Source organism: Streptomyces sp. NPDC046821, from assembly GCF_040645335.1.
In the GTDB taxonomy this organism is placed as follows: domain Bacteria; phylum Actinomycetota; class Actinomycetes; order Streptomycetales; family Streptomycetaceae; genus Streptomyces.
The window spans coordinates 26,539-45,306 of record NZ_JBEYYB010000001.1; the positions used below are offsets into that span (position 1 = coordinate 26,539).

At 71.2% G+C, this 18,768-nt stretch carries 21 protein-coding genes; 10 read left to right on the forward strand and 11 right to left on the reverse strand.

Annotated features, from left to right (window positions below):
* Window positions 1–672: a succinate dehydrogenase gene (locus tag ABZ893_RS00140; protein ID WP_361396006.1), complete on the reverse strand. Its 672-nt coding sequence runs from the start codon at window positions 670–672 to the stop codon at window positions 1–3.
* A gap of 130 nt (window positions 673–802) precedes the next feature.
* On the opposite strand from ABZ893_RS00140, the gene ABZ893_RS00145 reads away from it, so the two are divergent.
* Window positions 803–1,684, forward strand: coding sequence for a LysR substrate-binding domain-containing protein (locus ABZ893_RS00145; protein ID WP_361394265.1), 882 nt, complete (start codon window positions 803–805; stop codon window positions 1,682–1,684).
* 455 nt (window positions 1,685–2,139) lie between these two features.
* Here ABZ893_RS00145 and ABZ893_RS00150 read toward each other — a convergent pair whose 3' ends face one another.
* From ABZ893_RS00150 to ABZ893_RS00160, 3 genes are all read right to left on the reverse strand, one after another.
* Window positions 2,140–4,284: an EAL domain-containing protein gene (locus tag ABZ893_RS00150; protein WP_361394268.1), complete on the reverse strand. Its 2,145-nt coding sequence runs from the start codon at window positions 4,282–4,284 to the stop codon at window positions 2,140–2,142.
* A complete protein-coding gene (locus ABZ893_RS00155) occupies window positions 4,281–5,093 on the reverse strand; it encodes an SAM-dependent methyltransferase (protein ID WP_361394271.1) in 813 nt (270 codons plus the stop codon). The genes ABZ893_RS00150 and ABZ893_RS00155 overlap by 4 nt, the downstream gene beginning before the upstream one ends.
* Before the next feature lie 393 nt (window positions 5,094–5,486).
* Entirely contained in the window at window positions 5,487–5,648 is a 162-nt protein-coding gene (locus tag ABZ893_RS00160; protein WP_361394274.1) for a hypothetical protein, read from the reverse strand.
* Between the two features lie 349 nt (window positions 5,649–5,997).
* Between ABZ893_RS00160 and ABZ893_RS00165 the strand changes: the two genes are divergently transcribed.
* Together ABZ893_RS00165 and ABZ893_RS00170 are read left to right on the forward strand one after the other, a co-directional pair.
* On the forward strand, window positions 5,998–6,126 hold the full coding sequence (locus tag ABZ893_RS00165; RefSeq protein ID WP_361394277.1) for a hypothetical protein: 129 nt from the start codon (window positions 5,998–6,000) through the stop codon (window positions 6,124–6,126).
* A 15-nt stretch (window positions 6,127–6,141) separates the two neighbouring features.
* Window positions 6,142–6,906, forward strand: coding sequence for a hypothetical protein (locus tag ABZ893_RS00170; RefSeq protein ID WP_361394280.1), 765 nt, complete (start codon window positions 6,142–6,144; stop codon window positions 6,904–6,906).
* An 80-nt stretch (window positions 6,907–6,986) separates the two neighbouring features.
* On the opposite strand, the gene ABZ893_RS00175 is transcribed toward ABZ893_RS00170, so the two are convergent.
* Window positions 6,987–7,196: a DNA-binding protein gene (locus tag ABZ893_RS00175; RefSeq protein ID WP_361394282.1), complete on the reverse strand. Its 210-nt coding sequence runs from the start codon at window positions 7,194–7,196 to the stop codon at window positions 6,987–6,989.
* Between the two features lie 69 nt (window positions 7,197–7,265).
* On the opposite strand from ABZ893_RS00175, the gene ABZ893_RS00180 reads away from it, so the two are divergent.
* Window positions 7,266–7,499 (forward strand): hypothetical protein, encoded by a 234-nt coding sequence (locus tag ABZ893_RS00180; RefSeq protein ID WP_361394284.1) that lies wholly within the window; start codon window positions 7,266–7,268, stop codon window positions 7,497–7,499.
* Window positions 7,500–7,661: 162 nt separating this feature from the next.
* Window positions 7,662–8,189, forward strand: a complete 528-nt coding sequence (locus ABZ893_RS00185; protein ID WP_361394287.1) for a hypothetical protein — start codon at window positions 7,662–7,664, stop codon at window positions 8,187–8,189.
* 59 nt (window positions 8,190–8,248) lie between these two features.
* Here ABZ893_RS00185 and ABZ893_RS00190 read toward each other — a convergent pair whose 3' ends face one another.
* Entirely contained in the window at window positions 8,249–8,740 is a 492-nt protein-coding gene (locus ABZ893_RS00190; protein WP_361394290.1) for a hypothetical protein, read from the reverse strand.
* A gap of 349 nt (window positions 8,741–9,089) precedes the next feature.
* Here ABZ893_RS00190 and ABZ893_RS00195 point away from each other — a divergent pair, with 349 nt between their 5' ends.
* Window positions 9,090–9,743, forward strand: a complete 654-nt coding sequence (locus ABZ893_RS00195) for a class F sortase (RefSeq protein WP_361394293.1) — start codon at window positions 9,090–9,092, stop codon at window positions 9,741–9,743.
* Between the two features lie 20 nt (window positions 9,744–9,763).
* Here the strand turns inward: ABZ893_RS00195 and ABZ893_RS00200 are convergent, their stop codons facing one another.
* Window positions 9,764–10,606, reverse strand: a complete 843-nt coding sequence (locus tag ABZ893_RS00200) for a polysaccharide deacetylase family protein (protein WP_361394296.1) — start codon at window positions 10,604–10,606, stop codon at window positions 9,764–9,766.
* Between the two features lie 166 nt (window positions 10,607–10,772).
* On the opposite strand from ABZ893_RS00200, the gene ABZ893_RS00205 reads away from it, so the two are divergent.
* Both ABZ893_RS00205 and ABZ893_RS00210 read left to right on the forward strand, forming a co-directional pair.
* The gene (locus tag ABZ893_RS00205; RefSeq protein ID WP_361394298.1) at window positions 10,773–11,234 is read left to right on the forward strand and encodes a universal stress protein; all 462 of its coding nucleotides are present in this window, start codon (window positions 10,773–10,775) and stop codon (window positions 11,232–11,234) included.
* Window positions 11,235–11,353: 119 nt separating this feature from the next.
* Window positions 11,354–12,808: an amino acid permease gene (locus ABZ893_RS00210; protein ID WP_361394301.1), complete on the forward strand. Its 1,455-nt coding sequence runs from the start codon at window positions 11,354–11,356 to the stop codon at window positions 12,806–12,808.
* 3 nt (window positions 12,809–12,811) lie between these two features.
* Here ABZ893_RS00210 and ABZ893_RS00215 read toward each other — a convergent pair whose 3' ends face one another.
* Window positions 12,812–13,999: a CapA family protein gene (locus tag ABZ893_RS00215; RefSeq protein WP_361394304.1), complete on the reverse strand. Its 1,188-nt coding sequence runs from the start codon at window positions 13,997–13,999 to the stop codon at window positions 12,812–12,814.
* Between the two features lie 223 nt (window positions 14,000–14,222).
* Here ABZ893_RS00215 and ABZ893_RS00220 point away from each other — a divergent pair, with 223 nt between their 5' ends.
* Together ABZ893_RS00220 and ABZ893_RS00225 are read left to right on the forward strand one after the other, a co-directional pair.
* Window positions 14,223–14,789, forward strand: a complete 567-nt coding sequence (locus ABZ893_RS00220; protein WP_361394307.1) for a sigma-70 family RNA polymerase sigma factor — start codon at window positions 14,223–14,225, stop codon at window positions 14,787–14,789.
* 145 nt (window positions 14,790–14,934) lie between these two features.
* Window positions 14,935–15,450, forward strand: a complete 516-nt coding sequence (locus ABZ893_RS00225; protein ID WP_361394309.1) for a hypothetical protein — start codon at window positions 14,935–14,937, stop codon at window positions 15,448–15,450.
* A gap of 73 nt (window positions 15,451–15,523) precedes the next feature.
* Here the strand turns inward: ABZ893_RS00225 and ABZ893_RS00230 are convergent, their stop codons facing one another.
* Genes ABZ893_RS00230 through ABZ893_RS00240 form a run of 3 tightly spaced genes read right to left on the reverse strand, consistent with a single transcriptional unit; the run spans window position 15,524 to window position 18,640 of the window.
* The gene (locus ABZ893_RS00230; RefSeq protein WP_361394312.1) at window positions 15,524–16,723 is read right to left on the reverse strand and encodes a histidine kinase; all 1,200 of its coding nucleotides are present in this window, start codon (window positions 16,721–16,723) and stop codon (window positions 15,524–15,526) included.
* A 22-nt stretch (window positions 16,724–16,745) separates the two neighbouring features.
* Window positions 16,746–18,281: a cation acetate symporter gene (locus ABZ893_RS00235; RefSeq protein ID WP_361394315.1), complete on the reverse strand. Its 1,536-nt coding sequence runs from the start codon at window positions 18,279–18,281 to the stop codon at window positions 16,746–16,748.
* Entirely contained in the window at window positions 18,278–18,640 is a 363-nt protein-coding gene (locus ABZ893_RS00240) for a hypothetical protein (RefSeq protein WP_361396010.1), read from the reverse strand. The genes ABZ893_RS00235 and ABZ893_RS00240 overlap by 4 nt, the downstream gene beginning before the upstream one ends.
* Window positions 18,641–18,768 lie beyond the last annotated feature (128 nt).

Genomic DNA, 18,768 nt, shown 5'->3' on the forward strand with positions numbered 1-18,768 from the left:
TCAGCTCACCACTCCGGTCATCACGCCCACGGGTACGGCGATGAAGCCGGCCGTGAGCAGCAGCGCGAGGACATGGGCGACGGTCTTCAGGACCCGGTCGCGGGTCGCGCTGCCCACGCCGAGGGTCTGGGCCGCGCTCCAGAAGCCGTGCCGGATGTGCAGGCCGAGCGCGAGCATGGCGACGATGTAGATCGTGTTGCCGTACCAGGTGGAGAAGGTGTCGACCACGTTCTGGTACGGGTGGCCGGGCTGGAAGCCGCCGGAGTGCACGGTGCCGGTCGTGAGGTCGAGGATGTGCCACACGATGAACAGCGCGAGGATGATCCCGCCCCAGCGCATCGTGCGTGTGGCGTAGCTCGAACGGGCCTTCTTGTGCACGTACTTGGCCGGTCGCGCCTTGATGTCGCGGCGGCTGAGCTGGTACGCGGACACGGCGTGCGCGACGACTGCGGCCACCAGGACGATACGGACGAGCCACAGTGTCCACTCGTAGTGCATGAACGGCTCGCCCACCGTGCGCAGCCAGTGCGCGTAGTGGTTGAACTCGCCGGCGCCGAAGAAGATCTTCAGGTTGCCGATCATGTGGACGACCAAGTAGAGCAGCATGATCAGTCCGCTGACGGCCATCACTGTCTTCTTGCCGACGGACGAGTCCCAGAGCGTGCGCGTCATGGACGGCCGTCGGTCCGTCCGTGGTGCCAGAGCCATGTCCCTCACGCTAGAGCGGGCGGACCCGATCGGTCCAAGACATGGTCCGGCTCATTTCCATAGGCTCTGACTATCGAGGGCTTACTGTGGGGTCATGCAGTTCCAGCAGCTCCAGTACTTCGTGGCGGTCGCCGAGACCCGGCACTTCACCCGGGCCGCCGAGCTCGTCCATGTCGCCCAGCCGTCGCTGTCCCAGCAGATCCGGTCCCTGGAACGGGAGTTGGGGGCGGATCTCTTCCAGCGGGCCCGGGGGAACATCACGCTCACCGACGCCGGTGAGGCGCTGCTGCCGCTCGCCCGGCGGATCCTCGCGGACGCGGACACTGCGCGGCAGGAGGTGCAGGAGCTGGTGCAGCTCAGGAGCGGGCGGGTGCGGCTGGGGGCGACGCCTTCCGTGTGCACCGGGCTGCTGCCCGGTGTGCTGCGCGACTTCCACGACCGGTATCCGGGGATCCGGCTGATGATCGAGGAGAGCGGGTCGCACGACCTGGTGCGTGAGCTGGCGCGGGGGGCGCTCGATCTGGCGCTGGTGGTGCTGCCTCTTCCGGCGCCGGCGCCCGCGCTGACGACGGTGGAGTTGCTACGGGAGGACCTGGTGGTCGTCTCGTCGCCGGACGCGCGGCGGCCCGGGCGGGGGCGGAGTGTGCGGATCGCCGATCTGGAGGGGGAGCGGATGGTGATGTTCCGGCACGGTTACGACTTGCGTGAGCTGACGGTGGCGGCGTGCCGGGCGGAGGGGTTCGAGCCTGATTTCGCGGTGGAGGGGGGCGAGATGGATGCGGTGCTTGGGTTTGTGCGGGCGGGGCTGGGGGTGGCGGTCGTGCCTGACATGGTGGCGCGGAGTGCGGGTAGTGACCTGCGGGTCACGCCGCTTGCCCGGCCTGGGTTGTCGCGGACCATTGCGCTGGCGCATCGGTCGGATGTGGCTCCGCCACGGGCTGCGCGGGAGTTGCAGCGGATGTTGTTGGGCGGGTGACTTGGTTTGTGCGGGGGAAATGGGTGGGCGTTTTTGCGCAGTTCCCCGCGCCCCTCAGGGGGGGTGGGGTTGGGTGCGGGTGGGTCGTGGCTGGGGCTTTTTTGCGCAGTTCCCCGCGCCCCTCAGGGGTGGGGTCGGGTGCAGGTGGGTCGTGGCTGGGGCTTTTTTGCGCAGTTCCCCGCGCCCCTGGAGGGGCGGGGTCGGGTGCGGGTGCGTTGTGGCTGGGGCTTTTTTGCGCAGTTCCCCGCGCCCCTGGAGGGGCGGGGGCTGGGGCTGGGGGTGTTGTTTCCGTGCGCATCTGGGGGGGGTGGGGGCCAGGCGCGTCGTTGCCTGTGCTCCTGGAGGCGTGCGGGTTCGCCGGGGCGGCTTCGTCGGGGAAATGCCGGCCGTAGGGCGTGCATTTCAGGGGCGCGGGGAACTGCGCGACCAGCCACGACGAAGCCGCACCCCGGCGATCAACCCGTGGCGTCCGCCAGTGCAAGCTCGTGGAGGCGGTCCGGGGGGCCCGGGCGGGCGTAGTACCAGCCCTGCGCCGTGTCGCAGCCCAGGTCACGGAGCTGCTCCGCCTGCGCTCCCGTTTCCACGCCCTCTACGGTGACCGCGAGGTCAAGGCTGTGGGCCAGGCCCACGATTCCCTCGACGATCTTCAGGTCCACCGGATCCGCCGGAAACCGCTGCATTCCCTGCGTGAACGAGCGGTCCAGCTTGAGCACGCTCACCGGCAGCCGCCGCAAGTTCGCCAGGTTCGAGTAACCCGTTCCGAAGTCGTCGAGCGCTATGTCCACACCCATCTCGGCAAGCCGCCGCAGCGGCTTCAGGAGATCATCGTCCGCACCGATCAGCGCGGACTCGGTGACCTCCAGACACAGGGCCCCCGGTTCGAGCCCGAGCCGCTCCAGGATGTCCACCGTGTCCGAGACGAGACCGGGGTGCGTGAGCTGGCACGGCGACAGGTTCACGTTGACCCGTAGGGGCCCCGCGTCAGCGGTCCGCGCCTGCCACGTGCGTGCCTGACGTACGGACTCCTCCAGGACCCAGCGCCCGAGCGGCACGATGAGCCCCGTGTGTTCGGCGAGCGAGATGAACTGGTCCGGCCCGAGCACACCATGCTGCGGATGCAGCCACCGTACGAGCGCCTCGGCGCCGCGCACGCTGCCGTCGCCGAGGTGCACGAGCGGCTGGTACTCGATGAAGAACTCACCGCGTTCGAGGGCCGCGGGCAGCGCGGTCGTGAGGCCGTGGCGGGTGATGGCGCGCGCGTCGGCCTCGGGGTCGGCGAGCTCGAACCGGTTGCCGCCGGCCGACTTGGCCCGGTACATGGTGATGTCGGCGCTGCGCAGCACCTCCGCCGGGCTGCGCTCCCCCGCCGCCGGGCCCTCGACGATGCCGATGGAGCCGCGCACGGTCAGCTCACGCCCGTCGATGCGGATGGGCGCGGCGAGCGCGTGCATGATGCGCCCGGCCAGGTCGTCGACCTCGACCGCAGTGTCGGAGCCGGTGGTCAGGGCGACGAACTCGTCGCCGCCGAGCCGGGCCACCATCTCGCCGGGGGCGGTGGCGCAGCCCTGGAGCCGGTCGGCGACCTCTACGAGGAGTCGGTCGCCCGCCGCGTGGCCGAGGCTGTCGTTGATGGTCTTGAAGCCGTCGAGGTCCAGGTAGCACAGGCCGAAGCGCATACCGTCGCCGGCCGCGAGCGCCTTCTCCAGGCGCTCGAAGAACAGGGTCCGGTTCGGGAGCCCGGTGAGCGCGTCGTGGGTGGCCTCGTAACGGAGCCGCAGGTTCAGCAGGCGGCGCTCGGTGGTGTCCTCCATGAGCGCGAGCTGGTACTGCGGCACACCGTCGGCGTCGCGCAGGAGGGAGACGGTGAGGTTGGTCCACAGGGCGGTGCCGTCGGGCCGGCAGAACGCCTTCTCGACGCGGTAGTGCTCGCGCTCGCCGCGCACCAGCTCCTCGTAGAGCCGCCAGACGTGCGGGGCGTCGTCGGGGTGCGTCCACTCGACGACGTTGCGCCCGCGCAGGAAGCCCTCGGCGCCGCCGAACATGCGCACCAGCGCGTCGTTGGCCTCCAGGACGGTGCCGTCCAGGTCGGCTATGCCGATTCCGATGGCCGCGCCCTGGAACACCGCCCGGAACCGCGCCTCGCTGGCGTGCAGCGCCTCGGCGACCGCGTTGCGCGCGCTCAGGGCGGCGCGCGAGATGGCCTCCTGCTCGGCGAGCGTCCGCTCGCGCAGGGCCTGGGCGAAGCCGGCCGCGACGGCGTGCTGGAGCCGGGCGCAGCGGGAGCGCAGCTCCTCCTCGCGCCGGTCCTCGTCGTCACGGCAGTACAGGACGAGGTACGCGTCGACGACGTCGAGCGTGCGGCTGAGAGCCTCGGGGTCCGTGCAGTGCACGCCGATCAGGGCCGCGCCCACCGACTGGGCCGCGGGCGCGTCCAGGGTCCGCTTGCCGAGGGCGTCCCTCAACCTCCGTGCCAGCGGCAGGAGTTCGGTCTCGAACTCGGCCCGGGTGAGGGAGGTCGCCGTCACCGGGAAGATCGCCCGGCTCCAGATGGTGGCGAATCTGCGCAGTCTGTCCTCGGGCCCGTCCGGCTCGCCGCTCATGCTTTGCGCCCTACGCCGGCGTACCCGGAAAAGGCGTACGGATCCTCGTCCGCGGGCGCGTTCTCCGGGCGCCAGTCGGCCATCTGAACGAGTCCGGGTTCGGCCATCTCGTATCCCTCGAAGAACCGCGCGATCTCGTCGCGGGAGCGCATGATCAGCGGATTGCGGATGTTCTTGTAGACGTCGACGGCTCCGGCGGCCTGTTCGGCGGGGAGCGGGATGCCCTCGTACGCGGCGTGCGTGACGATCAGGAGGCTGCCGGGCGCGAGCGCGTCGCGCAGCTGGGCGACGGCGCTCTGCGGGTCGTCGGCGTCCTCGATGAAGTGCAGGACGGCGATGAGGAGCAGCGCCACCGGCCTGTCCAGGTCGAGGAGTTCACCGACCTCGGGGGCCGCGAGGATTTCCCGGGGCTTGCGCAGGTCGGCGGCGAGGACCGCCGTGCCTTCGTTGCCTTCGAGGACCGCGCGGCTGTGGGCGACGGCGACCGGGTCGTGGTCGACGTAGACGACGCGTGCCTCGGGGTCGGCTCCCTGGGCCACTTCGTGGACGTTCCCGAAGGTGGGTATCCCGGAGCCGATGTCGAGGAACTGGGTTATGCCTTCATCGACGGCATGGCGCACCGCGCGGCGCATGAAGGCACGATTCGCCTGCATGATCTTCGGGAGTCCCGGCATGAACTCCATCGCCTTGCGCGCGGCCTCCCGGTCCACCTCGAAGTTGTGCGAACCGCCCAGGTAGTAGTCGTAGATCCGGGACACGCTCGGCACCGAGATGTCAATGCCCTGAGGGGCCCAGGCGGGTCGCTCCATCAAAGTCTCCAAGGCGTAGGCGTGCCGGTGTTCGAGCTGAGGCTACTGATCGCCCGCCAAAGGAGCGAGCCAAAACGGAAATTGACCGTCCGTTCTCGGTCACTGCCTCCGGCAAGTGCCGAATGGCAATGATCCGAAATCACCCCGAAAGCCTCTCTCTCGACAACGGAAAAGAACCGTTCCGTTCCACTCCGCGACAACTGCGCGGGGAAACGAACCGGCCTTTCACCAAATCCCCTCGCGAACTCTACGGGGATCATTCGGCGCGGGGAACCTTGTCGCCGTCAGTCATCGATCAACTCCCGCCGCCTGACAGGGCGTCAGCGCTCCGCGACGCGCGTGCGCTCCGGCGGCCGCCGGCAAACCTCACACGCCTCATGTCCCCCGATCGGATCAATCCGTGGTGAGCGGGGAGTGGTGGCGGACGGCGTCGCCCATGATCTTCGTCGTGTACGGATCCTTAGGGGCCAGGTCGACCCTGGCCGTACGGGTGGTGACGGTGTTCGCGCTGGCCTGGCTGGCGGGTTCGCCCGCGGCCGGGGCCGCTGCGGCCACCCTCACCCTCACCCCGCTCGACGCCTGCGCGTACGCCTCGATCGGGCCGGACGGCGTGGGCGGCGTGGCCGTCGCCGGTGACGGCGATTGCAGCGCGGGCCCCACGACGCCCCCGCCGAAAAAGCCCACACCCGCACCGGCACCGCCGCCGGCGCCCAAACCCCCGCCACCACCGCCTCCGCCTCCACCGCCTCCGCCTCCACCACCCCCTCCTCCCCCGCCACCACCTCCGCCGCCGCCCCCGCCTCCGCCGCCTCCGGTGAAGGCGCCACCGCCACCTCCCGCACCCAAGCCCAAGCCCAAGCCGAAACCGAAGCCGTCCCCCTCGCCCAAACCCTCACCGAAGGCGGTGAGTTACCCCGTGTACCGGCCCACGGTGCACCGGGCTCCGCCCAGCAGCGGCCCTTCCCTCGTCTCGCTCACCCTGCTCATCACCGCGCCCGCGGTGCTCGCCGTCGCCGCTCTGCGCCCGCGCTGATCAACAGGAGTTCACTTGTCGGAATGGCTTGTTCTCACCCTCGCGATGGTGGCCGCCTGCGCGGTCGTCCTCGCCGTGACCGTCCTGCAGCAGCGCCGGATCGGTGACGACGACGACCCGAGCGAGACGCCCGACGTCATCGAGTACATGACGATGATGATCGGCGTGGTGTACGCGATCGTCCTCGGTCTCGCCATCGCCGGTGTGTGGGAGGCCCGCAGCGCGGCCCAGGACCATGTGCGCAACGAGGCGCAGGCCCTGCACGAGGTCCATGAGCGCGTCCGCGTGTATCCCCCGGCGGTCAGGGACCGTATCCGCGCGGATGTCGATACCTATGTCAGCCATGTCGTCACCACCGAGTGGCGCACGATGCGGAACGACGGTCATCTCACCGCCGAGGGCACCCGGTTGTTCGAGCAGGTGCGCCACGACGTCACGGACTATCAGCCGAAGACGGACTTCGAGGCGCAGGCTTATCAGCCACTGCTCGACCAGGTGACCGCCGCGGACGACGCGCGCAGCGCGCGCGCCGACTCCACCGGGGCCACCATGCCGGGCGTGGTGTGGTTCGGTCTGATCGCGGGGGCGCTCGTCACGATCGGCATGGTGTTCGCCCTGCAGATCCGCCGGACCGGCCGCGAACTGGTCCTCGCCGGGCTCTTCTCCGCGCTGATCGCGTTCCTGCTGTTCCTGGTGTGGGACCTGGACGCGCCGTACAGCCGCGGGGTCGCGGCCACCGTGGAACCGTTCCTCATGCTGTTCCCGCACGCCGCGGGGTGAGACCGGACGCCGCACCGACCCGTGGGCCGCGAAGGCCTGCGGGTCGGCGCGGCCCACCTGTCACCGCCACCCAGGAGTCACTACTGCCCTCCGAGCGCGAGCCCCTTCTCGGCCAGCGCCTCGCCCAGGACGCGCAGCGCCTTGGGCCCCACGCCGTGCAGCGCCTTCAGTTCACTCACGGGTACGTCCGCGAGCTGGGTGAGTTCCGTGTATCTGGCCGCGTTCAGGGCGCGCGTCGCCGGCGCGCCGATCCCGCGCGGAAGCCCGTTTCCCGTGCTCTCGTCCGCCATCACTGCCTGCCTCTCCCGACCGGCGCCGCGCAGGCTGCGCCCGCCGCGCCCCCGGCGCACCCTGGTGCCATGACTGCCTGGCACACGCCTATCGTCGTACACCCTCTCGCGCCCGAGGGCGGGCGGCACGTCACCGTGCGGGGGCAGGCCGTCGGGCTCGCGCACAGCGATCAGGACCTGGTCCGGCTGCTCCGTTCCGCCGGGCTCGGGGAGGCCGACACGACGCTCGACGATCCCCATCTGGTGGAGTGGCGCGGAGAGGGACCGCACGTCTGGCGCACGACGGGGCCCGACGAACCGTAGCCGCGCCGCCCCGTCGCCCGACCGGCCCACACGGTTGCCCCGTTCGCACTACAGGGATCGCGGCCATCCGGGTCCATACCTAGCGTTTCCGCCATCGAGGTGCATTTCCGACACGAGCGGAACACGTCCGCCGTTGCCCCTCGGGACCCGGAGGACTCGCCCATGCACGCGATACGCGTCGCTTCCGCCGCCGTGCTCGCCCTCACCGCGCTGACCCTCGCCGCCCCCGCCGCCTCGGCCTACTCGGCAGGCGACCACCGGGAGTTCGAGGTCAGCGTCTCGCCCATGACGATCGCGGCGGGCGGCGAGGTCACCCTCCGCGCGAGCGGCTGCCGGACCGACACGACCGTGTCCTCCGGGATCTTCGACACCACGGTGATCCGCCGGGGCTCCGGTTCGGTCAGGGTCACCGTCGACTGGGACGCCAAGCCTGCCGCGATGTACACGGTGACGTTCGCCTGCAAGGACGGCCCGACGAAGACCGTCGACCTGACCATCGCGGGTGGCCGCCCGGACCACGAGAGTGAGCGCCCCCTCGCCCCCACCCAGCACGGGGTCCACGCAGGTGTGGGCGGCAGCGTCGGCGGCTTCGACCTGCATCAGATCGGTCTCGGCGCGGCACTCATCACGGGCGCCCTGGGCACCGCGTACTACTGGACGCGGCGGCGCTCCGGCGACCACAACTCGTAGAGGAACCACAGCCGGTGTCCCGAAGGGGGCGGGACACCGGCTCGACGTGTCGACGAACCTCAGAACTTGTTCTCGGCCCGGCGGCGCAGCCCGAACACCCCGCCGCCGACGACTGCGGCCCCGACCATGCCGCCGCCGATCGCCATGTCGGCCTTGCCGGCACCCGTGCCGGTGCTGCCGCCGGGACCGCCGCGGACACCGCCGCGGATGACGGTGAAGGCGGCCGGCCGGGTGAGCGTCGGGCCCTCACCGCAGTGGACCGTGTCGTTCGAGCCGGGCTCGGCGTCGCGGTTGATGATCGGTCTCGCGACCGACGTGTCGCCGCTCGCGCGCCGCAGCGGCGTCGTCGGGAACGCCCGCGAGGAGACTGTGCTGCCGCGCGTCCGGCAGGACGTGCCGTCGACGGTCACGGTGAGCTGTCCGCCCCGCGCGATGACGCTCGGCATCGCCACGATGTTGCTGGAGTCGGACCAGGCGGACGCGGCCGGGGCGGCCAGCCCCACTGCGGCGGCCGCGGCCGCGGAGACCGCCGGGGCACGGGTGGTACGCATTGTGTTCCTCCGCGGGAGGCGCCCGGGGAGCCTTCCCCGGGGCAGTCGGCGAGAGCACCTCCCAGACAGACCCTCAGATGCCCTGCAAAGGGCCGCATTTCGGGAATCGGCCGTCCTGGTGAGCGGACACGCCGGCCGAATTCACAGAAACCGATATTGCCGCAGGTCATGGACTGTCAAAAATCTGTCGGCCCGACAGACTCATATGGCGCACGGCGTTCCGGGCCGCCACCCGTTCGCGCCCGCTCTGTGGCCCCTCGCGTGCGCCGCGCTTAGCGTTTTCGTAAGCGCACATGACCGTAAGCGCACATGACGCGGTCTCGCCGCCGGGCCGAGAGGGGTGAACGAATTGTCAGCGTCCCAGTCGGGCGACGAGGAGGGGCAGCCGAAGAAGCGCGCGCCGTGGGGGGTGATAGCGCTGGTTCTGCTCACCGGTCTCGCGCTGATCCGTAATGGATCGGGGGAATTCGACATCGGTCCCCCGCAGCCGGCGTCCGCCGCTGCGGCCGACGCGCGGGGCTCCGGCAAGTCGGCGCCGGCGCCGCTCCCGTTCTCCGTGCCGGACCGAGTGCGGATCCCGGCGCTCCAGGTGAATGCCCCGGTCACGCCGGTCGGGATCGACCCGGAGGGCTGGGTGGACGCCCCGCCGCCCGAGGACCCGAATCTGTCGGGCTGGTTCACGGGTGCCGTGACGCCGGGCGAGAAGGGCACCGCGGTCATCGTCGGCCATGTCGACAACAAGCAGGGGCCCGCCGTGTTCTACGGACTGGGCGCGCTCAAGAAGGGAAATCGCGTCCAGGTCCTGCGCAAGGACCAGAAGACCGCCGTTTTCGAGATCTACGGCATCGAAGTCTTCGAAAAGGCGAATTTCCCGGGGACTCGCGTCTACGGCAGCACGGGTGCTCCCGAACTCCGGGTCATCACGTGCGGCGGCGGATTCTCCAAGCAGAACGGCTACGACGGGAATGTCGTCGTCTTCGCCCGCCTGGTCGAGGTGCGCTGACCCGGCGGGCGAATTCCGGTTCAGGCTCCCCGCCGGCGCGGCACCGTGAGGCGGTAGCCCTCGTCGAGGAGTTCGGGCAGATAGGTACGCAGGGCGGCGACCGACTGGGAGCGGTTGCCGCCCGCGTCATGACTGAGGACCACGACTCCGGGGGCCGCCCCGTCCATGACCCGCCGGACGATCTTGCGGGTCCCGGGCTCCGTCCAGTCGAGGGTGTCGACGGTCCACGCGAGGGGTTCCATGCCGAGGTCGGCGCCGACCCGGAACACATTGCGGTTCCAGGCCCCGTAAGGCGCGCGGAACCAGGCGGGCGGTTCGCCGATCGAGTCGTCGATGATCTCGTAGGTCCGCTCGATCTCGGAGCGGATCGCCTTGCGTGACATCTGGGTGAGCAGCGGGTGGGTCCAGGTGTGGTTGCCGATGACGTGACCGTCGTCGGCCATCTCGCGCAGCAGGTCCTTGTTCCACTCGACCTGCTCCCCGCAGACGAAGAACATGGCGCGCACGTCGTGCTTGCGCAAGGTGCTCAGGATGCCCGGGGTGTATTCGGGGTCGGGCCCGTCGTCGAAGGTGAGCACCATGCTCTTCTCGCCGGTGTCCATGTGGAGGATCGGCTCGTGGCGCACGGGCAGTTTGCCGGTCGTCCCCTGCGGTGCGTCGTCCCCGGCGATGGGCGCCAGGCGGTACATGGACGGCCGCACGGCCCTGGCCGCCTGGGGTCCCGCGGCCGGGCGGGCGCTCGGGGAGGCCGGCCGGCCGGGGGCGCCTGCCCGGCCGGTGCAGCCCGCGACCGCCGCCAGGCCAAGGAGCGCGGCACCGCGGAACACCGCCCTCCGCCCCGGACAACTCTCATCTGGTTTCATGACTTAATGCCTCGCACGGCGACCGTCGCGGGCCGCACTCCAACACCGCCTCGCCCGCCGAAAGCACCCGATGGGACCAGTAACACGCCGGGCTTCGGACGTGTCACCCCCTCGGTCGTCTCCCCGGCGGCTACGGAAGCCCCGGCACTCCGTTAGCCTCACGGCTGTGACCGAACACCAGCCCCACCAGTTCGAACGCGGCACGGACGGCCCGAAGGTGATCGTGGTCGGCGTGGACGGCTCCGAGTCGTCGCTGCGCGCCGCGGCCTACGCCGGTGGGCTCGCGCGGCGTCAGCGCGCGCTCCTGGCCGTCGTCTACGTCCAGCCCGTCATGGCGACCGGCGCCGCGCTCGGTGTCCCCGTGGCCCACACGACGGACGAGATCGCCGAGGGGCTGATCGCCGACATCAGGGCGGCGACTGAGCGGGTGAAGGGCATATTCGAAGTGCGCTGGGAGTTCCACACGTTCCGCGGTGATCCCTTCAACGGTCTGGTCACGGCCGCCGACGAGCTGAAGGCGGACGCCGTGGTCGTCGGCGCCTCCGAGCAGGCCGGGCACCGGATCGTCGGCTCGGTCGCGATCCGCCTGGTCAAGGCCGGTCGCTGGCCGGTCACCGTCGTCCCGTAACCGGCGCATTCTCCCCCGAAAGCGCACACTTGTGTGAGGCGTGCCGTCTTCCGCAGCCGCCGGGGCTGGGCCATCATGATCGCCCGTCAGCCAGTGCCGTCCGCGAAGAGGTGGAGCCCATGGCCGGTCCGAGAAGACTCCGTGCGGGGCAGGGCGTACTGCGCCGCAAGCCCATCGAGCACATCGAGGAGCCGGAGGGCGGGGCGTCGCAGCAGCTGACCCGAACCCTCGGCCTGTGGCAGCTGACCGCGATCGGTGTCGGCGGCATCATCGGCGCCGGCATCTTCACGCTCGCGGGCACGGTCGCCAACGAAAAGGCCGGCCCCGCGGTCCTGGTCTCGTTCCTCATCGCGGGCATCGCGAGCGCCTGCGCCGCCCTGTCCTACGCGGAGTTCGCCGGCCTGATCCCGAAGGCCGGTTCCGCCTACACGTACGGGTACGCCGTCCTGGGCGAGCTGGTCGGCTGGTTCATCGGCTGGGACCTGCTCCTGGAGTACACGGCGATCGTGGCGGTGGTCGCGATCGGCATCTCCGGCTACTTCGGGTTCCTGCTCGACGCGGTCGGCGTCCACCTGCCGAAGTGGATGCTGGGGGCGCCGGGGACGGGGGACGGGCACCGGGTCGACCTGTTCGCCGCGCTGCTGTGCATCCTCATCGCGTATCTGCTCACGCTCGGCATCAAGAACGCGGCGCGCTTCGAGACGATCGTGGTGGCGCTGAAGGTCGTCGTGGTGCTCGTCGTGATCGCGGTGGGCTTCTTCCACATCAACACCGGGCACTACACACCGTTCTTCCCGTTCGGGGTCAGCGGCGCGTTCACCGGCGCGGCCACCGTCTTCTTCGCGGTCTTCGGCTACGACGCGATGTCGACGGCCGCCGAGGAGTCGAAGGACGCGCAGCGCCACATGCCGAAGGCGATCATCTACTCGCTGGCGATCTCGATGGTCCTGTACGTCCTGGCCTGTCTCGTCCTGACGGGTATGCAGAGCTACAAGGACATCGACCCGGAGAGCGGCTTCTCGACGGCGTTCAAGTCGGTGGGCCTCAGCGGGCTCGCCGACGTGATCGCGGTCGGCGCGATCATCGGCATCCTCACCGTGATGTTCACGTTCATGCTGGGCGTCACGCGCGTGTGGTTCTCGATGAGCCGGGACGGGCTGCTGCCCAAGTGGTTCGCCAAGACCAGCGAGAGGCATCACGTGCCGACGCGCGTGACATGGATCGTCGGGTTCGGGTCGGCCGCCATCGCCGGGTTCGTGCCGATCGGCGCGGCGGCCGAGCTGACCAACATCGGCATCCTGCTGGCGTTCGTCGTGGTGTGCATCGCGGTGATCGTGCTGCGCTACCGGCAGCCCGACCTGCCGCGCACCTTCCGTACGCCCGCCATGCCGTTCGTGCCCGCGCTCGGGGTCGTGTTCTCGATCTGGCTGATCACGTTCCTGGAGTGGCAGACCTGGGTGCGGTTCGCCGTGTGGTTCGTCATCGGCCTCGGTATCTACTTCGGCTACTCGCGCAAGCACTCCGAGCTGGCGAAGACGGAGAGGTCGGAGCCGGGCCCGTCGAGCACGTCCTGAGCGTCACTCGGCCATCGTCAGGCCGTCCTCGGCCGCTCCCCTGCTGAGGACGACCTGGCGGATCCTGTCGCGGACGCCGGTCAGGTTCTCCCCCCGCTCGATGGCGCGGTTGACGTCGACGACACGTCCCGCGCGGACGTCGAACCACTGCGGGACGAACTCGGCCTTGCGCACTTGCCAGCGTCCGCCGGGCCGCGCGGGCGGGGCGAACGTGAAGCGGCCGATGCTGCTCTGGTTGCCGCGCGCGTCCTTCGCGCCTTCGTTGTTGAACATGTCGCCGGCGATCTGGTCGCCCATCCCGTAGATCACCCAGGTGCCGTTGACCTTCTGGTAGGCCTGCGGGACGTGGGCGTGTGTGCCGAGGATCAGGTCGATGTCGGGACGTCCGCCGGTGCGCGACGCGGTGAGCTGCTGGCCGAGGTCCAGCTGGTCCTCGTCGGGCTCGTCCTGCCACTCGGTGCCCCAGTGCAGGGAGACGACGACCACGTCAGCGCCCGCCTTCCGGGCGGCCCGCGCGTCCGCGAGGATCTTCTGGGGCTCCATCATGTCGACGGCCCACGGCCTGCCTTCGGGCAGCGGGAAGCCGTTGGTGTCGTAGGTGTAGGCGAGGTGGGCGACCTTCGCGCCGCCCGCTTGCAGCCGGCCGGGGCTGCGGTCCTCGGCGGCGGTGCGGGCCGAGCCGGCGTGGCGGATCCCGGCCTGGTCCAGGGCGCCGAGCGTGCGGTCGATGCCTGCGGCGCCGTCGTCGAGGGTGTGGTTGGAGGCGGTCGAGCAGGCGTCGTAGCCGGTGGCGCGCAGGCCTCGGGCGATCTCGGGCGGGGACTTGAAGGTCGGGTAGCCCGTGTAGTCGCCGTCGGCGCCGTAGACGGTCTCCATGTGGCAGATCGCCAGGTCCGCCTCGGAGACGACCGGCTTCACGCCGGAGAGCATCGGCGCGAAGTCGTAGCCCTTGCCGCCCGCGGCGGCGTGCGCCTGCTCGATGACCGACGTGTGGGGCAGTACGTCACCGGAGGCGACGAGCGTGAACGCGCGCGGGCCGCCGGGCGCGGACGAGGGGCCGAGGTGCGCGGGGCTGCTTCGCCCTGCGGGTGCGGAGCAAGCGGCGCCCGCCGCGACGAGTCCGGCGGCCAGGACCGCCGTACAGCGCCATGTGCGTCGTCTGTGGCGCGTGCTCCCCGTGTGCTGGGTCATCGAGGCTCCAGGATCCGGTGGATAAGGTGATTTTCGACATACGCATCCACGTACGGGCGCAGGGCCGAAGCAAGGATCGAGGCCGCCGCCGTCCCTGGAACGGCGTCACGTTCCGGCGCCGTCCGACCCGTTCACCGCACCGCTCGTCGAGCGCATCGACCGCCCGCCGCAGACCCCGGCGCGCCCTCTGGGCGAGCGCCGCGCGCTGCGCTGCCATACGGCCATGACGACCGCCACGAAGCCCGCCCCTCAGACCGAAGCCCCCGGCGCGACACCGGAACACGAGCTGATGGACCTCCAGCGCGAGCACGGCGGGCCGCTCCTCTCGTTCCTCCTGCGCCTGTGCGAAGGCGACCGGCAACGGGCAGAAGACCTGGTCCAGGAGACATTCGTGCGCGCCTGGCAGCATCCGGAAGCCCTGCGCGCCGACTACGCGTCCGTGCGCCCCTGGCTGTTCACCGTCGGCCGCAGACTCGCCATCGACGCCCGGCGCGCACGGCTCTCGCGACCCGCGGAGGTCGGCGACGCGGTCCTGGAGAGCGCGCGGGTCTGCGCCGACCACGCCGAGCGTTCGGCGGCGGCGCTCGACGTGCGGGAGGCGGTGGCGACGCTCAGTCCGGAGCACCAGGCGGTGCTTCTCCAGGTGTACTTCCGGGGCGCCTCGGTCGCCGAGGCGGCCGACGCTCTCGGCATCCCGCCGGGTACGGTGAAGTCCCGCGCGTACTACGCTCTACGCGCATTGCGCCGGGTGCTTCCGGGCTATGGGTCGAACACGTCCGGCCCGCGCTGAAACCGGACGGCGGGTCAAGCCTCCGTAAAGCGCCTTGCCCGGTGTCCCGGTCCTCGATTGAGTAATCGGCTGTCCTCCCCTGACGACTTCGGGGTGAGGGCCCGGGGGCCGGCTGAGCGCACGGACCGGAGGAAGGCAGGAAGGGATGACGCACGCGAGCAAGGAGGGCACGTCGGACGCCGGAGGCGGCGAACTGACGGTGCCGATGGCGTGGTTGTACGCCGAGTACATCGCCGATGAGCTGCTGCGCACCGGTGATCTGATGCCTCCCACGTCCTTCGAGTTCCGGGCCGGGCGCGACGCGCTCGCCCTGACGATCTTCCTGTCGGACACGGACGGCGAGCTGTCCGGCATCCGGGTCGTGTCCCAGCTGGAGACCTGGCTGTCGCTGACGGCCTACGACCAGCCGTGGCAGGACTGGGTGCGGGAGCACATGACGCGGCGGGCGGCGCTGGCCCGCGAGGAGAACACGCATTCGCCGGACCTCGAACTGGCGGAGGCCGCGTGGCGCTGGCTGGAGGAGACGGAGCTGCTGGCTCCGGACCTGGACGCGGTGCCGGGCGGCGGTCCGCTGCCCGACGAGGAGGGCGGGCCACAGGTGTGGACGCCGGCCTGGCAGCTGGGGCTGCCGCTGGGGCATCTGGCGATCCACCTGTTCTGACGCCCGCGCACGCGAGACCCGCACATTCGAGGGCCCGCACACGCGATTCCGGGTGGCCCGAGAGCGACGACGGCTACCCGATCCCGCCCCGCGAGGAGTGCACGCCCGCCCGGTACTTGGGGATCCGTACCGTGATCTTCATGCCCGCGCCGGTGCCCGTCTCGATGACGAGGCCGTAGTCGTCGCCGAACACCTGCCGCAGCCGCTCGTCCACGTTCGACAGGCCGATCCCGGCGGAGGCGCCGCCCTCGCCGCGCAGGACCGCGCGCAGCTCGTCCGGGTCCATGCCGACCCCGTCGTCCTCGATGACGACCTCCGCCTCCGCGCCCGCGTCCCGGGCGCCGATCGTGATGCGGCTGCGGGTGACTGCTCCCTCCAGGCCGTGCTTGACGGCGTTCTCGACGAGGGGCTGGAGGCACAGGAAGGGCAGCGCGACCGGCAGCACCTCGGGCGCGATCTGGAGCGTGACCGAGAGCCGGTCGCCGAACCGGGCGCGGACCAGGGCCAGGTACTGGTCGATGGAGTGCAGTTCGTCGGCGAGCGTGGTGAAGTCGCCGTGACGGCGGAACGAGTACCGGGTGAAGTCGGCGAATTCCAGGAGGAGTTCACGCGCCCGCTCGGGGTCGGTGCGGACGAACGAGGCGATGGCGGCCAGTGAGTTGAAGATGAAGTGCGGCGAGATCTGCGCGCGCAGCGCCTTGATCTCGGCCTCGATGAGCCGGGTGCGAGAGCGGTCGAGCTCGGCCAGCTCCAGCTGTACGGAGATCCAGCGGGCCACCTCGTCGGCGGCGCGGGCGAGAACCGCGGACTCGCGGGGCGCGTAGGCGACGAGGGCGCCGAGGACGCGTCCGTCGGTGACGATCGGGGCGGCAACCGCCCAGCGCAGCGGGCAGTCGACGGTCCCGCAGCCGCACGCGAACGCGGTGCTGCGCCCGGTGTCGAGCAGTCCTTCGAGGTGTTCCATGACGCGCTTGGCGTGCTGGTCCCCCGTGCCGTCCCAGGCGAGGACGGCGGAGCGGTTGGTGAGGCAGAGCGCGTCGGTGCCGAGCAACGTACGCAGCCGGCGGGCGGAGCGGCGCGCGGACTCCTCGGTGAGGCCGGCTCTGAGCGGGGGCGCCGCGAGGGAGGCGGTGTGCAGCGTGTCGAAGGTGGCCCGCTCCACGGGCGTACCGACGTCGCTGCGCCCGGAGGGGTGAGCGGTGCGGCGGCCGAGGACGAACCCGCCGGCGGCGAGGAGCGGGCACAGGGCGAGGAGGACGGCGGTGGCGGTCACGGCCGGCCTCCCGGTTCGCCCGTCACGGCCGGCCTCCCGGCTCGCCGGTCGGGGCTGTTTCTCTCGCGCTGAGCGACTCCGGCAGGTGCAGTCGCGTCATGGTGGCGCTGGTGTGCGGCGGTACGGAGTCCTGGGTGGCCAGCGATACGAGGATCATGGCGAGGAAGCCCACCGGCACCGACCACACAGCCGGCCAGGCGAGCAGCGTGTGCAGCCAGCCGTCGCGTGCGACACCGGCGACGGTCAGGGTGACGGCGGCGAAGGCCGAGCCGCCGCCGAGGAGCAGGCCCGCGCGGGCGCCGGGCGGGGTGAGCCGCCGCCACCAGATGCCGAGGACGAGCAGCGGGCAGAACGAGGACGCAGACACCGCGAACGCCATCCCGACCGCGTCCGCGACCGGCACCCCGCTGACCAGCAGCGCCCCACCGAGCGGGACGGTCATCGCGAGGAGCGTCGCGAGCCGGAAGTGCCGTACGCCGCGGGCCGGCAGGACGTCCTGGCTGAGGACGCCCGCGACGGCCATCGTCAGTCCGGAGGCGGTCGACAGGAACGCGGCGAACGCGCCGCCCGCGACCAGGGCTCCGAGCAGGTCGCCGCCGAGCCCGCCGACGGCCCGGCCAGGAAGGAGCAGGACGGCGGCGTCGGCGTCCTGGGTGGCGCTCAGTTCGGGCGCGTACAGGCTGCCGAGCCAGCCGTAGACCGGGGGCAGCAGATAGAAGAGGCCGATGAGGGCGAGGACGGCGATCGTGGTGCGGCGGGCGGCGCGGCCGTTCGGGCTGGTGTAGAAGCGGACGACGACGTGCGGCAGTCCCATGGTGCCGAGGAACGTGGCGACGATGAGGCCGTACGTGGCATAGAGCGGGTGGTCCGCGCGGCTGGTGGCGAGGGGCTGGCCGGAGCCCGCGCCGGACCAGGGCAGGCCTTCGGGGGCGGGCTGGGCGCTGCCGTCGCCGTGCCAGGCGAGGACCAGGAAGAAGGCCGGCACGAGCAGCGCGGTCAGCTTCAGCCAGTACTGGAACGCCTGGACGAAGGTGATGGAGCGCATCCCTCCGGCGGCGACGGCGAGCACGACCACGGCGGCGACGAGCGCTCCGCCGAACCAGCGCGGCGCGCCCGTGAGGATCTGCAACGTCAGCCCGGCGCCCTGGAGTTGGGGCACGAGATAGAGCCAGCCGGCGCCGACGACCAACATGCTGACGACTCTGCGGACGCTGCGGGACTCCAGGCGGCCCTCGGCGAAGTCGGGCAGCGTGTAGGCACCGGAGCGGCGCAGCGGGGCCGCGACGAACACGAGCAGGACGAGGTATCCGGCGGTGTAGCCGACGGGGTACCAGAGCATGTCGGGGCCGTGCACCAGCAGGAGCCCGGCGACGCCGAGGAAGGAGGCCGCGGAGAGGTATTCGCCGCTGATCGCGGCCGCGTTGAGGCCGGGGCCCACCGAGCGCGAGGCGACGTAGAAGTCGGAGGTGGTGCGGGAGATGCGCAGGCCGAAGCCGCCGATCAGGACCGTGGCCAGGACGACCACGGCCACGGCGGGAATCGCGTACGCCTCGTTCACGGCGCCGCGCGGCGGTCGCGGACGGCCCGCCCGTGGACGGCCCGTCCTTGGACGAGGCGGGCGAAGTCGCGTTCGTTGCGTTCGGCGCGGCGCACGTACCACCAGGCGATGAGGACGAACACCGGGTAGCAGCCGAAGCCGAGGACGAGCCAGACGACGGTGGGGTTGTGCAGGGCGTCGAAGAACAGCGGCAGGGTCACGACGGGCAGCGCCAGCACGGCGAACGCGGTGAGTCCGGCGCGCAGTTGGCTGCGCATGAGTGAGCGGACGTAGGCCGCGCCGAGTGTCGTCTGTTCGTCGATCTCCCACTGGGTGGGGTGGCCGGGCAGCCGGCGGGCCGCGCGCGGCTCACCGGTCACGACCTCGCGGCGGGGAGCGGGCTCTGCGCTGGCGGACACGGCGGGAGTGTAGGCAGGGGCGGGCGCCGAGCGGAAGGGGACCGACGGGTATCGGCCCAGGTCACACGGTTCCGGCCACGCGGCCATCG